Annotated in this window: 10 protein-coding genes; 6 read left to right on the top strand and 4 right to left on the bottom strand. The window is 36.2% G+C overall.

What is annotated here, in order from left to right; translation table 11 throughout:
• The first annotated feature begins 208 nt into the window (after positions 1 to 208).
• Positions 209 to 1,669, top strand: coding sequence for an Asp-tRNA(Asn)/Glu-tRNA(Gln) amidotransferase subunit GatA (gene gatA, locus H6G44_RS13695; protein ID WP_190387118.1), 1,461 nt, complete (start codon positions 209 to 211; stop codon positions 1,667 to 1,669).
• Between the two features lie 236 nt (positions 1,670 to 1,905).
• On the top strand, positions 1,906 to 2,901 hold the full coding sequence (locus H6G44_RS13700) for a protochlorophyllide reductase (RefSeq protein ID WP_190387117.1): 996 nt from the start codon (positions 1,906 to 1,908) through the stop codon (positions 2,899 to 2,901).
• A gap of 199 nt (positions 2,902 to 3,100) precedes the next feature.
• Here H6G44_RS13700 and H6G44_RS13705 read toward each other — a convergent pair whose 3' ends face one another.
• Positions 3,101 to 4,117 (bottom strand): sulfate/molybdate ABC transporter ATP-binding protein, encoded by a 1,017-nt coding sequence (locus tag H6G44_RS13705; protein ID WP_190387116.1) that lies wholly within the window; start codon positions 4,115 to 4,117, stop codon positions 3,101 to 3,103.
• A 329-nt stretch (positions 4,118 to 4,446) separates the two neighbouring features.
• A complete protein-coding gene (locus tag H6G44_RS13710) occupies positions 4,447 to 5,712 on the bottom strand; it encodes a tetratricopeptide repeat protein (protein WP_190387115.1) in 1,266 nt (421 codons plus the stop codon).
• Positions 5,713 to 5,825: 113 nt separating this feature from the next.
• Between H6G44_RS13710 and sfsA the strand changes: the two genes are divergently transcribed.
• Positions 5,826 to 6,554 (top strand): DNA/RNA nuclease SfsA, encoded by a 729-nt coding sequence (gene sfsA / locus H6G44_RS13715; protein ID WP_190387114.1) that lies wholly within the window; start codon positions 5,826 to 5,828, stop codon positions 6,552 to 6,554.
• 181 nt (positions 6,555 to 6,735) lie between these two features.
• On the opposite strand, the gene H6G44_RS13720 is transcribed toward sfsA, so the two are convergent.
• Positions 6,736 to 7,713: a carbohydrate kinase family protein gene (locus H6G44_RS13720; RefSeq protein ID WP_190387113.1), complete on the bottom strand. Its 978-nt coding sequence runs from the start codon at positions 7,711 to 7,713 to the stop codon at positions 6,736 to 6,738.
• 283 nt (positions 7,714 to 7,996) lie between these two features.
• Here H6G44_RS13720 and pedR point away from each other — a divergent pair, with 283 nt between their 5' ends.
• Positions 7,997 to 8,257 (top strand): photosynthetic electron transport-dependent transcriptional regulator PedR, encoded by a 261-nt coding sequence (gene pedR, locus H6G44_RS13725; protein ID WP_190387112.1) that lies wholly within the window; start codon positions 7,997 to 7,999, stop codon positions 8,255 to 8,257.
• 179 nt (positions 8,258 to 8,436) lie between these two features.
• On the top strand, positions 8,437 to 8,880 hold the full coding sequence (locus H6G44_RS13730; protein WP_190387111.1) for a DUF6636 domain-containing protein: 444 nt from the start codon (positions 8,437 to 8,439) through the stop codon (positions 8,878 to 8,880).
• On the opposite strand, the gene H6G44_RS13735 is transcribed toward H6G44_RS13730, so the two are convergent.
• Positions 8,877 to 11,558 (bottom strand): DNA methyltransferase, encoded by a 2,682-nt coding sequence (locus H6G44_RS13735; protein WP_190387110.1) that lies wholly within the window; start codon positions 11,556 to 11,558, stop codon positions 8,877 to 8,879. The genes H6G44_RS13730 and H6G44_RS13735 overlap by 4 nt on opposite strands.
• Before the next feature lie 946 nt (positions 11,559 to 12,504).
• Between H6G44_RS13735 and pyrF the strand changes: the two genes are divergently transcribed.
• The gene (gene pyrF, locus H6G44_RS13740) at positions 12,505 to 13,245 is read left to right on the top strand and encodes an orotidine-5'-phosphate decarboxylase (RefSeq protein WP_190387109.1); all 741 of its coding nucleotides are present in this window, start codon (positions 12,505 to 12,507) and stop codon (positions 13,243 to 13,245) included.
• Positions 13,246 to 13,278: the final 33 nt, after the last annotated feature.

Consider the following 13,278-nt stretch of genomic DNA (forward strand, 5'->3'; position numbering starts at 1 on the left):
GGTTAATGCTATTACTGATGAAAATGCTCTCAATTGGTTTAATCATTGTGGATTGTTTTTTGACCCTATTTAGATAGCTATTCTTGTACTGGACTTGATATCAAACTGCTGTAGATCAAAAATCCGCTGTAACTTCAGACCAAAATTCCCCAAACCCCAACCCTGTAAATGCTAAAATCAATGACTTGATTCCTTAAAGATAACAATTATGGCATCCATCCGCGAATTGCACGAACAGATAATCACTAAAAAACGTTCTGCTGTTGAAATTACCCAAGAAGCATTAAATCGGATTCAAGAATTAGAGCCAAAATTGCATAGTTTTCTCACTGTCACGACAGAACAAGCCTTAAAACAAGCTCAAGCTGTAGATGCAAAAATCGCTGCGGGAGAAGAAATTGGCATCTTAGCCGGGATTCCCATCGGTATTAAAGATAACTTATGCACAAAAGGGATTGTCACCACCTGCGCTTCCCGGATTTTAGAAAATTTTGTCCCCCCTTACGAATCCACCGTTACCCAAAAACTAGCTGACGCTGGGGGTGTCATGGTGGGTAAAACCAACTTAGATGAGTTCGCTATGGGGAGTTCTACAGAAAACTCCGCTTATCAAGTCACCGCTAATCCTTGGGATTTATCCCGTGTTCCTGGTGGTTCTTCCGGTGGTTCAGCCGCAGCCGTAGCAGCAGATGAATGTGTGGTTTCTCTGGGTTCTGATACCGGAGGTTCAATTCGTCAACCGGCTTCTTTCTGCGGTGTGGTAGGAATAAAACCGACCTATGGCTTAGTTTCCCGTTATGGTTTGGTGGCCTATGCTTCTTCTCTCGACCAAATTGGACCCTTTGGCCGCAGTGTGGAAGATGCAGCTATATTATTAACTGCGATCGCAGGTTATGATCCCCAAGATTCTACCAGTCTCAAGGTCCAAATTCCTAACTATGCAGCTAATTTAAAAGCTGATTTCAAAGTTGGCAAAAAATTGAGAATTGGTGTAATTACAGAAACCTTTGGTGCAGGTTTAGATCTTCAAGTAGAAGCCGCTGTCACTAAAGCTATTCAACAACTACAAGAATTAGGTGCAGAAATTCATCCTATTTCCTGTCCCAGTTTCCGCTATGGTTTACCAACTTACTACATTATCGCCCCCTCGGAAGCTTCAGCTAATTTAGCCCGTTACGATGGCGTTAAATATGGTTTACGTTCTCCTGACGCGGATAATCTTTTATCAATGTATACCCGGACTCGTTCTCAAGGTTTTGGAGCAGAAGTAAAACGCCGGATTATGATTGGTACTTATGCCCTTTCTGCCGGTTATTATGATGCCTATTATTTGAAAGCCCAAAAAGTCCGCACTCTAATTAAACAAGACTTTGAAAAAGCTTTTGCAACAGTAGATGTTTTAATTTCTCCCACCGCACCCACTACCGCATTCACAGCGGGAGAAAAAACTACCGATCCTTTGAGTATGTATTTAAATGATTTAATGACTATTCCCGCTAATTTAGCTGGTCTACCAGGAATTAGTTTACCTTGTGGTTTTGATAGTCAGGGTCTACCCATTGGGCTACAAATAGTTGGTAAAGCATTGGGAGAGGAGCAACTTTTTCAAGTAGCTTATGCTTACGAACAATCAACTAACTGGCATTTACAAAAACCAAAAATTGTTTAATTTGTCAGTTGTTAGTGGTTAGTGGTTAGTGGTCAGTGGTCAGTGGTCAGTTGTTAGTTGTTAGTTACCAATCACCAATTACCAATCACCAATTACCAATTACCAATTACCAATCACCAATTACCAATCACCAATTACCAATCACCAATTACCATAGAAGTCTCAAAAGTATGAGATCATCAAGATCATATACACTGTTTTTCCAAACTTAACAATTATCAAAGCAATATAAACAAATGGAACAAAATCGTCAGTCAACCGTAATCATTACAGGTGCTTCTTCGGGAGTTGGTTTACAAGCAGCAAAAGCTCTCGCTAATAGAGGACAATGGCACGTTATCATGGCCTGCAGAGATCTCATTAAAGCCGAAAAAGCTGCCAAAAGCGTGGAAATGCCTACAAATAGCTACACACTCATGCACATTGATTTAGGATCTTTAGAAAGTGTCAGGCAATTTGTTAACAATTTTAGAGCTACTGGTAAAACTGTAGAAGCTTTGGTTTGCAATGCTGCTATTTATATGCCTTTGCTTAAAGAGCCTTTATTTTCTCCTGAAGGATATGAATTAACTGTCACTACCAATCATCTAGGACATTTCTTATTATGTAATCTGATGTTACCAGATTTGCAAAAGTCACCTGCTGCTGATAAAAGATTAGTAATTCTAGGAACTGTTACCCACAACCCAGATGAATTGGGAGGGAAAATTCCCCCTCGTCCAGATTTGGGTAATTTTGAGGGTTTTGCAGCAGGTTTTCAAGATCCCATTACAATGATTGATGGTAAGAAGTTTGAACCAGTTAAGGCTTACAAAGATAGTAAGGTATGTAATGTGCTAACTATGCGCGAATTACATAACCGTTTTCATCAATCCACTGGAATTACTTTTAGTTCTCTTTATCCTGGTTGTGTGGCTACAACGGCTTTATTCCGTAATCATTACCCTCAGTTTCAAAAACTTTTCCCTCTGTTCCAAAAATATATTACTGGAGGATTTGTAACTGAGGAATTATCAGGAGAGCGTGTTGCTATGGTAGTTGCTGACCCTGAATACAAACAATCTGGTATTTATTGGAGTTGGGGAAATCGTCAAAAGAAGGACGGAACATCTTTTGTACAAAAGGTTTCTCCCCAAGCACGAGATAATGAAAAGGGTAATCGAATGTGGGATCTTAGCTACCAGTTGGTTGGCTTAGGGAAGGAATCTGAAAAGGTAAAATCTCTCATCTAATTACTAATTGATAGTTGATGGTTGATAATTTAAAGTTATCAATTATCAATTATCTGTTATCCATTATTAATCGTTGGCTTTACATTATCATTTGCTTGCCTTACATTACTATTTGTTGGCTCTACATTATTAATAGATTGCCTTACATTACTATTTGTTGGCTTTACATTAATAATCGTTGGCTTTGCATTCTTTCCTTCTATATTGAATAAAACAGCGGAAAGGATTTAGCATCTTTAGGCTTAACATACACTTTGTTTTGTGGTTCTAGCTTTAATTCATCAAACCGTTCTCGTGTTAAATGGGCTGTCATCATTTGTCCATCATCTAAGGTTAATTCTACTTGGATTTCCCAACCTAAATGAATAATTCTACTAACTGTAGCTGGTACTGTCGTTCCATTAGCAACAGTTTCGATAATTATATCTTGAGGACGCAAAAAGGTTTCTGGATGTGTTGACTCAAATCCGCTACTTTGGAAAATTTTAGCAGAACTAGGTAATATATTTACAGGACCGATAAAACTCATTACAAATGCTGATGCAGGATGATCATAAATCTGTGCTGGTGTTCCTACCTGTTCAACTTTACCTTTATTCATAACTACAATTTCATCAGCAACCTCCATAGCTTCTTCCTGATCATGAGTAACAAAAACTGTAGTAACATGAACTTCATCATGCAGACGACGCAACCAAGCTCGTAAGTCTTTACGAACTTTAGCATCAAGTGCGCCAAAAGGTTCATCTAATAATAGTACATTGGGTTCTACTGCTAATGCTCTAGCTAAAGCTACTCGTTGTCTTTGTCCCCCAGACAATTGTGAAGGATAGCGATCGCCTAATCCGCTTAATTGCACTAATTCTAGTAGTTGTTCTACCTTACCTTGAATTTTCTTTTGAGAAGCTTTGCGAATTTCCAAACCAAAAGCGATATTTTTACGCACAGTTAAATGTTTAAATAGGGCATAATGTTGAAACACAAAGCCAATATTTCGTTCTTGGACACTTTGATAAGTAGCATCTTTCCCTGTGAGAATAATTCTACCTGTATCTGGCATTTCTAAACCAGAGATTAACCGTAATAAAGTAGATTTACCAGATCCAGATGGACCGAGTAGAGCTACGAGAGAACCACTTTGAATTTCCAGATTTACCTGTTCAACGGCCTGGAAACTACCAAATTGTTTAGAGACATTTTCGACTACTATACCCACTGGTTTTACACCTCTGCAAATAATCTACGGTTTTTAAGTAGGAATACCGTACTTTATTACTTATATCACAAATATTTGTAGTTGTATCATACTGGCATTATTAAAATTTATGAATTAAGTAGCCAAGTCCCAGGGTCTTTGGTTCAAGTCAGGTAGAAAAAGTAAAATTCTCAATTAATTAATGTGTAATTATAAATTATAGATACCCAATTTACAGTGCTTCCCGGTGTCATGAGATACATATATAGCGGGCAAGATGCCCGCACCACAAGAGTTTCATGATTTAACTTTGTACCTCCTTAGATCGGAAAACACTGTATCTAAGTTTTTTAAAAACGATCTCTTTCCAACTGGTCAATAACTCTTTGTAAATACCAATCATCTGACATTCCTGGATGATTATCTTCTTGTTGCTGAATTAGGCGTTTTGCGATTTCCCATTGTCCCCCCACTAACCGCAAAAGTCGCTGACGTAAAACCTCATATTTCTGATTATTAATTGCGGGATTAAATGTTTGGATTGTTTGTAACTTATTTAATACTTGTTGATAATTTTCCCAGTCTTCTTGTTCACAATAAATACTAGCGGCTTTTTGATAATCAGATACAGCATTTTGAGTTTCTTCTAATAATGTATAGGCAAGACCACGATTGTAGTAAGCTGGAGCATAATTATGATTAATTTGCAATGCTTGACTATAATCTTGAATTGCATTTACACAATTACCCATTTCTCGATAAATATTACCTCTAGCAACATAAACTAAAGAATCTTCTGGTTGCATTTTTAAAGCTTGGTTTAAATCAGATAATGCACCTTGATAATCACCAAGTTGACAACGAGCTTTACCTCTGTTACGATAAACAATAACATCGTGGAAATCTAGTTTTAGTGCTTGATTAAAGTCGGAAATTGCCTCTCGATAATTACCAATTTTACACTGGACTACACCGCGACAACAATAAGCTTGAGCATCTTGGGGATCAACTTTTAATATCCAGTTTAAATCAGCAATGGCCGCTTGAGTTTCTCCCTGTTGTGCTTTTGTTAATAATTGCTGAAAATATTCATTGGTGGAAATAATAGGTTCAGGTACAGATTTAATTGGTTGAGTTATTGGTTTTTCTGGGGGTTGTAATTGTTTAATTTTCTGTAAACAACTTTGAGATTTTTCTTTATCTTTTTGTTCTAGATATAATTCTGCTGCTTTTTTAAAATTAGCGATCGCATCTTGAATATATCCTTGTTTTCGTCGTAAAATTCCCCGTAAATCATAAGCAGCAGCATGATTATCATCAATCTTAATTACCCTTTCTACATCCTCCAAAGCGCCGGGAATATTTTTTAAAGCCAATCTAGCTAAAGCCCGAAAATAAAAGGCTTTTCCACTAGATTCATCTAATTTTATTACTACATTATAATCATAAACAGCTTGCAAAATTGCCCCAGAATCATAATATGCTAAACCTCGTTGAAGATATGCTTTACTAAAGTCAGGATTTTGTTGGATAGCAGTGGTAAATTCTGCTATTGCACCAGCATAATCTTTTTCTTGAGCTTTTTCTAATCCCCGGTTGTAAAATTCATTATTCATATTAGTCATTCGTGACTGTTTTGGATATTATAATTCTAGCAGGTTTGGATTTTATCTTTTACTCAGAATAATTTTGAGTTATTATAAATAAATGCTCTACCTATTGATAAATAATGATTGATTGGCTCTATAATTACCCCATACTCTATCCTGGAATTTTACTCAAACGCTACAAGCGGTTTTTTGCTGACGTTCAACTGGACTCTGGAGAGGTCGTAACAGCACATTGTCCGAATACAGGTCCAATGACAGGAGTTTCTACCGTTGGTAGTGCTGTACAAATTTCTAAAAGCGATAATCCTAACCGCAAATTAGGTTATACATTAGAGTTAATTCAGGTCAATGATCATATAACAACTTGGGTAGGTGTAAATACTGCATTACCCAATCGGGTCATTAAATTAGCTCTAGAAAAGCATTTATTTCCAGAATTGGGTGAATATCAACAGGTAAAGGGTGAAGTTGTTTATGGAAAAGATCGGAAAAGTCGAGTAGATTTTTATTTAACCGGAAGTGCACAACAACGGCCAATTTATTTAGAAGTCAAAAATACAACTTGGTCACAGGGAACTTTAGCCCTATTTCCCGACACCGAAACCACCAGAGGACAAAAGCATTTACGGGAATTAATGGAGATTTTACCAGAAAGTCGGTCAGTTATGTTATATTTTATTAACAGAGGTGATTGTCAAGAATTTAGCCCTGGAGATAGTCAAGATCCTGTATATGGTCAGTTATTACGGGAAGCGATTAAACTGGGTTTAGAGGTTCTACCATGTCGTTTTGATATTTCTCCAGCAGGTATCCGTTATTTGGGGTTAGCAGAATTGAAAATTTCATAATTACAGTGTTTTCCGCAATAAATGAGGTAAAAATTAAATTATAAAACTCCTGTTGTGCGGATATCTTACCCGCTATATTGATGTTTCTGAATCCCTGGAAAGAAATTTAGGCGCGTTGATAGGATATATTGGGAATACCAGTTAATAATAGTTACTGATATTCCCGTTAAATATGCTAAATTCAAAGTTGATGAGAAGCAAGAAAATTATCAACTTCCGCTGCAGTGGGCTGAGAAGCGATCGCACCTGGTTTAATAGTTGTTAATGCTCCCACAGCGCTGGCATAGGTAACAATCCTTTTAGCTGTTTCTGCGTCTTTGAGGTTCTTAATCCCCACTTGTTGCAATTGATAGATAAATCCAGCTAAAAAACCATCTCCTGCACCTGTTGTATCTATCACAGACATGGAGAACGCTGGCATTTTCCCCTCATTCTCCCCTAAACAATAGGCACAACCATGTTCACCGTCTGTTACTAAAACCCCCTCTAAGGAATTGAGTCTATAAGTAATTGCCCCTGGGTCAGTAGTATCAAATAACCATTGAGCTTCTTCCTTGGTTAATTTGAGAAAATCAAATCGCTTTAATAATGCGAGAATTTTGGTCTTAGCTGTATTTTCATCTTGCCAAAATACTGGTCGCCAATTAACATCGAGAATGATTTTCAGGTTGTATTGTTCTGCTAACTCTAAAGACCGCAAAACAGCTTGCTCACTTTCAGGATAGGCTAGTTCTAGAGTTCCTAATACCAAAAAGTCAGCTTCCGCAAACAGCGCGGGAGATAATTTTGCTGACTGTAGATAAGTATCAGCAAATTCCGATGTGTCGTATTTACCAAAACCCGCAAAAGTGCGATCGCCTCCTGAATCCCTAGTTACATATACTTGTCTAGTTGGTGCTGTAGGATGACGTTGTACACCCGTTGTATCCACACCAACATCTTGTAATAATTTTACCAGTTTATTTCCTGGTTCGTCCTCCCCCACTGCACCCATAAAGCCGGCTGATGTTCCTAATTTTACTAAAGCACAGGCGACGTTAGCAGGTGCTCCTCCAGGGTAGGGAGTCCATGATTTCACTTCTTCTAGTTTAAGTCCTAATTGGTCAGCTAAACAGTCAAATAAGACTTCACCAAGACATAAAACGGAGGGTTTACTCATTTTATTTTTGATTTTCGATGGACATAATCTAAATTTAGTTTGACACTAAGCTAGAGATCTTTTTAATTCTGGGAAAATGTCTTTTGTCCAGTCAGGGCTTTTTATTGATTATAGTTAGAATAAATACTTATTATCTGTAGCGTGTATGACTACAAATATAAAATCAAAAGAAAATCTTGATATTAGTATTATTAGCAACATTTAAAACTATCTACCTCGGAAAGAATCTTCTAGAATAAGGAATAAGACTTGAGTACATATACTAAGGGAGGAATGGTAAGTCATGGCTACTAGTGAGTCTGAGACCTGTGTTAGTCTTTCAGACAGAGAACTGCAAATTATAGACTTAGTGGCTACCGGCTTAACTAACCAAGAAATTGCGGTCAAACTGAAAATTAGTAAACGCACAGTTGATAACCATATTAGCAACATTCTCACTAAGACTAAGACTGAGAACCGTGTAGCTTTAGTGCGTTGGGGTTTACAGTGGGGTAAGGTGTGTTTAAATGATGTTAATTGCTGTACTCTTCCCTCTACGGAATAAAGTATTTGCTAGAACTGCGGTCAGAATTTGTAAATTGCTGATTTAGACTTTAGGTGGTTGATTTACGCCATTGTGTACTACTTCCCATACTAAAAAAGGTAAGGTGAAAATACAGGTATTTAAAAGCGTAAATCAATTATCCTACAAATATGGTTTTAATTATCATTTTGGCATGATTTATGTATAAACAATGGATGAAAGCAATTATCTTGACAATTACTAGCTTAGTGACTATATTACCACAGGTAAGTGTAGCAGCGCCAAAAGGTTTTCAATCTCCTAGTGGTAATATTTTTTGTGAATTAGTTTATGGAATAAGTTTGCGTTGTGAAATCAGTAGTTCACTAAAACCTAAACCTCCTCAACCTTACCCTGGATATTGTCAATTTGACTGGGGACAAGGTTTTTTATTAACTGCGGAGGGTAAACCAGAAATTTTGTGTATTAGTGATACTGTCGCTGATAAAAATAAACCCGTTTTGGCTTATGGACGGACTTGGAACAATGGTGGTTTTAAATGTGTATCTCAAAAAACAGGTTTAACTTGTACTAATAGTAATGGTATTGGTTTTTTTCTCAGTCGAGAAAAATGGCGAGTATTGGGAACGCACCCTACATACTAATTTGCTATTTCTGGTCCAATAATTTTAATTCCCTGTTTTTCTCTTTCTCCTAATTCTGAATTTAATAACAGCAATTTTTCTAAAATATCATCTTCTGAGTTGAATTGATAAGCTAACATTACCAGTTTATCTAATTGTTGATGTAGTTTATAAAGTTGACTGCTCGGTTCGGTGAAAAATTTATTATATAATGTAGTGATTCCCCATTGTTTGGTTTCCATTTGTTGAGTACGATATTTATGTAGTTCTTCTGTTTTAGTGCGAATTTGTTGGACTATTTTTATATCTACTGTTTGCGGAAAGGGGAAAGTTTCAAAACAAGTTGTATTAGTATAACGAGTTCTATCTTCTAAAGTCGAACTTTGCGCTTTTACCCAAATACGATGAATATTAGATGTGAGAATACCAAGGATATAAAAATCATCAGTAGCAATTACCATATTAGCTTCACAAGGTAAAATAGAAATATTTACAGGTGTAAAAATCATCCACTTAGCAATTTTTGGAATAGCAAAATAACAAGATAAAGAAGACATTGCTTGTCTCATAGCTGGTCTTTCTCTACCAAATTTCCACCAATTAATTTTTCTTGAAACTTCGCGGTTTTTATCTCTTTCTGGTTTCACTTTTTCTTTTACACGCTGAAAAGGTAATTGATATTTACTTGCTTCCTCTATTGATAAATTATTAAAATCAATTACCCAATCTAATTTTAAAAAAGGATTAATTAAAGTTTTACCGTCAATCATCGGTTTTAAAACATCGACATTTTTAGAATCAATCTTTATCCATTCCCTAGCTTCTTCTTCAGAGATTATAAATCCTTTCCCCGATAATTCACAAGCTTGAAAAGAAAAATTTTTATTAGCTTTTAAGATTTTGGCGTTATTTACTGATATCTCACTTTTTAAAGAAGAATTAATAAACGGAACTTCAACACTATTTAAAAAGTTTTGTTTTTGTTTTTCCTTTGTCCAATTAACAATACTAACATGAACAGCAGCATCTCCAGACCAAATTTGAGTAGAAATTGCGTTATGAATAATCCCACCATTATTAACAATATAATCTAAACTTGCTTTTCTCCCTGAAACCTGAGCAATAGAATTTGTCCCAACTAACCCTCCTCTTCCTTTATTACCTAATAAATCAGATGCTTTTCTAAACCAAAATACACAAAAATCCGGTTGTCCCTTTACCTCTGGGAAAGCCTGATATATCTTTTCTACATATTCATTTCCTAATTCTATTCTCAGCTTTTTACCACCTAAAAACGGTGGATTTCCAATAATAGCATTAGCTTTGACCCATTCACCAAACAAAGCATCTTGACAAACAATATTATCATCCAAAGTATCCAAAGGTAAAGCAGGTTCAGTTAAACATAAATCATCAATCGCAATTTTCCGCGCTATCATCAAAGTTACCCGCGCTAATTCCACAGCAAAAGGATTTGTATCCATACCATAAAACTGTAAAGGTGTTACCAAACCCATTTCCATTTGTTGACTTTTAGACCCATTCAAAGACTGGATTTTTTCTAATAGCATTCTTTCCACTCTTTTCAATTGCTGATATGCTATATAAAGAAAATTTCCCGAACCACAAGCAGGGTCTAAAACCCGATAGCCTTGTAATTCTAATTGCAATTTTCCCAATTCCTTAACCGTACTTGCTTCCTCAATTTTATCCTCCCAATAACGACTAATTGTGGGACGGACAATTTTCATAATATCTCCCTCAGAAGTATAATGAATTCCCTTCGCGTGACGTTCTTTCTTATCTACCGTTCCCTCAAACAAATTCCCAAAAATCGCCGGACGAACCTTACTCCAATTCTCCCGCGCAGAAACATCTAAAAAATTTAATTCTTCCCTAGTTAACTCAATGGGGTCAATGCGAGAAAATAAACCACCATTAAAATAATCTACACCTTGATAACGTCCCGCAGGAGTTTTTCCCGGTAGATTCATTTCCCGAAATAAACCACCTAAAATATCATAAGAACTTGACCCATTCATACAATCTTGAACACAAGAAACAAACAAATCACGGGGTAACAACTGTCTTTTTTCCGCAAACATAGCTAACACACATTGTAAAACAAACCGCTGTGCTGTTAACTTTTCAATACCCCTAGCTTCTAACTCTAATAATAACTCTCCCATACGACGAGCAGCCCTTTCTGTCACCTCTACCTGGTTATTTTGGAATATAGGAGTTTTTTGACCTAATTCCATAAAAGCCAACGCTCCCGACCGTGTTGGTAGTTCTTCCAGGGAGATTTTATCTACAGGTGTATCTATCTGAATATCAAAATCAAAAATCCAGAATTGATCAAAATTACATAAAATCACATATTTAGGACGATTTGGAACTAACCTAGTCCAATAATCAAAGGCTTGGGAATAATGTTTATTTAGGTCTTCTCCGCGCTTTTTCATTTCAATTAAAACCCGAGGTTTCCAAACCAAATCAGCAAAACCGGTTTTTCCAGTTTTACTACCTTTTTTAATAGCTTCCTCATATTTCGCTCCTGCTTCCAAAGCACCCTCATGACCAAAAGCGCGAAAAAATCGGTCAAGAAAAGTTTGTGCTTCCTTACGTTCTTGTCCAGTGATATATTGGTTGCAAAATTCGACGAATTTAGATAAACTTTCTGGTGTTGATGATGTCATAGTTTTTTCTAAAAAACAAGATACCCGACCTGTCAATAATTACAAAAATAACATTTAATTTCCCCAGGAAGTCGCGCGAAAAAAGTAGATTTAGGGGTTGACAATTAATTTTAAAAATGTTATCGTAAACTTGATAAGGAAGAACTATCATCAAATTCTGTTCTTATGAGGTACAAAGTTAAATCATCAAACTCTTGTGGTGCGGGTATCTTGCCCGCTAAATATGTATCTCATAACACCGGAAAGTTCTGTATTATCGCTAGATTTCATTAATTATGGTGTGATCTCCTACAAGATGATAAAATTGATTCATTGATTCCAATGCAGATGAAGAATATAAATAATATTATTATACGATAAATTAGACAATATTTTTGCTAATCGTCATATCATAAACTGTCTATTTTGTCAACCCACCCTTGACTTTGCTTTACAAAACTACATCAAGGTATTTCTAAATTTGTCCAAAAAATTCTCTATCACTCCTGAATATTTTCCCCGTCCTCACTTTCCCTATTTCTCAAATACCTATAAATAAAGGATTTCTAAATTCTACTTCCTGCAATTTTAGAAAATTAATATACTACGCCTAGATTTTGAAATTTTACCAAATCGCTGAAACTATTGCAAGATCGTTGATAAATAGAAATATTTCTCAATAAAATATTAAGAAAATATAAATATGAAGTTATATTAATTTCTTCAGAATAGAAATATTTAAACTATTTTCTAAATATTCATAATTTACACTTATAATTTAGGTAAATAAGAGGGTTAAGAGCAAAATTTTTGTTGTACTCTATTAAATAGTATTTATATGTTATTAAACACTTATAGGCTTTATTTAAGTAAGTCTAATTGTTAAAATACTGAAAAGTAGTCATATTAAACATCGCTATTGAAGTATAATAAATTGGATAATATGTAATAAGTAATAATCAGAATTATGAATGATGAAAAAATTATTGTACCTTTAGATGTACCAGATTTAGATAGTGCGATCGCTCTGATTAATAAACTTCCTCAAGTCACTTTCTGGAAGGTTGGTTTGGAGTTGTTTACTAGCACTGGTCCGAAAATTCTCGACATCCTCAAATCTCAAGAAAAACGGATTTTCCTCGACTTGAAATTTCACGACATCCCCAACACTGTCGCTGGCGCTTGTCGCGCTGCTGCTGGTTATGGGGTGGATTTATTGACAATTCACGCAACTTGTGGTAGTGATGCTCTCAAAGCGGCTGCGGAAGCTGTGGAAATTGGAGCGGAAAAGGCCGGAACAAAACCCCCGCAATTAATCGCTATTACGTTGTTAACCAGTATTTCCCCAAGACAATTGGCGTTTGATTTGAAAATTCCCCTAGAATTGCCCGAATTTGCTCTGAAAATGGCACTTTTAGCCGAAAAGTCAGGGTTAAATGGGGCGGTTTGTTCTCCCCAGGAGGTGCAACAATTAAGAGAAACTTGTAAAAATGAATTTTTGCTCGTTTGTCCAGGAATCCGTCCTACCTGGTCTGATAAAGGCGATCAAAAGCGATCGCTCACTCCTTCCCAAGCTATCACAGCGGGTGCTGATTATCTCGTTATCGGTCGTCCTATTACTGCGGCTGCTGAACCTGAATTAGCCTGGAATCTGATTGTTGAGGAGTTAAAGACCTTTCCCACTAAAAACCAAAGGATTATTGACTAAGATAGTTCTTCCTTATCCACTCCATCACAACAA

The organism is Aphanizomenon flos-aquae FACHB-1287 (genome assembly GCF_014698755.1).
GTDB classification, from domain to species: Bacteria; Cyanobacteriota; Cyanobacteriia; order Cyanobacteriales; family Nostocaceae; genus Dolichospermum; species Dolichospermum flosaquae.

Bases quoted from the DNA above. Each gene is read 5' to 3' on its own strand.
- gatA (WP_190387118.1), top strand. From the start codon at position 209: ATGGCATCCATCCGCGAATTGCACGAACAGATAATCACTAAAAAACGT.
- H6G44_RS13700 (WP_190387117.1), top strand. From the start codon at position 1,906: ATGGAACAAAATCGTCAGTCAACCGTAATCATTACAGGTGCTTCTTCG.
- H6G44_RS13710 (WP_190387115.1), bottom strand. From the start codon at position 5,712: ATGAATAATGAATTTTACAACCGGGGATTAGAAAAAGCTCAAGAAAAA.
- sfsA (WP_190387114.1), top strand. From the start codon at position 5,826: ATGATTGATTGGCTCTATAATTACCCCATACTCTATCCTGGAATTTTA.
- H6G44_RS13720 (WP_190387113.1), bottom strand. From the start codon at position 7,713: ATGAGTAAACCCTCCGTTTTATGTCTTGGTGAAGTCTTATTTGACTGT.
- pedR (WP_190387112.1), top strand. From the start codon at position 7,997: ATGGCTACTAGTGAGTCTGAGACCTGTGTTAGTCTTTCAGACAGAGAA.
- H6G44_RS13730 (WP_190387111.1), top strand. From the start codon at position 8,437: ATGTATAAACAATGGATGAAAGCAATTATCTTGACAATTACTAGCTTA.
- H6G44_RS13735 (WP_190387110.1), bottom strand. From the start codon at position 11,558: ATGACATCATCAACACCAGAAAGTTTATCTAAATTCGTCGAATTTTGC.
- pyrF (WP_190387109.1), top strand. From the start codon at position 12,505: ATGAATGATGAAAAAATTATTGTACCTTTAGATGTACCAGATTTAGAT.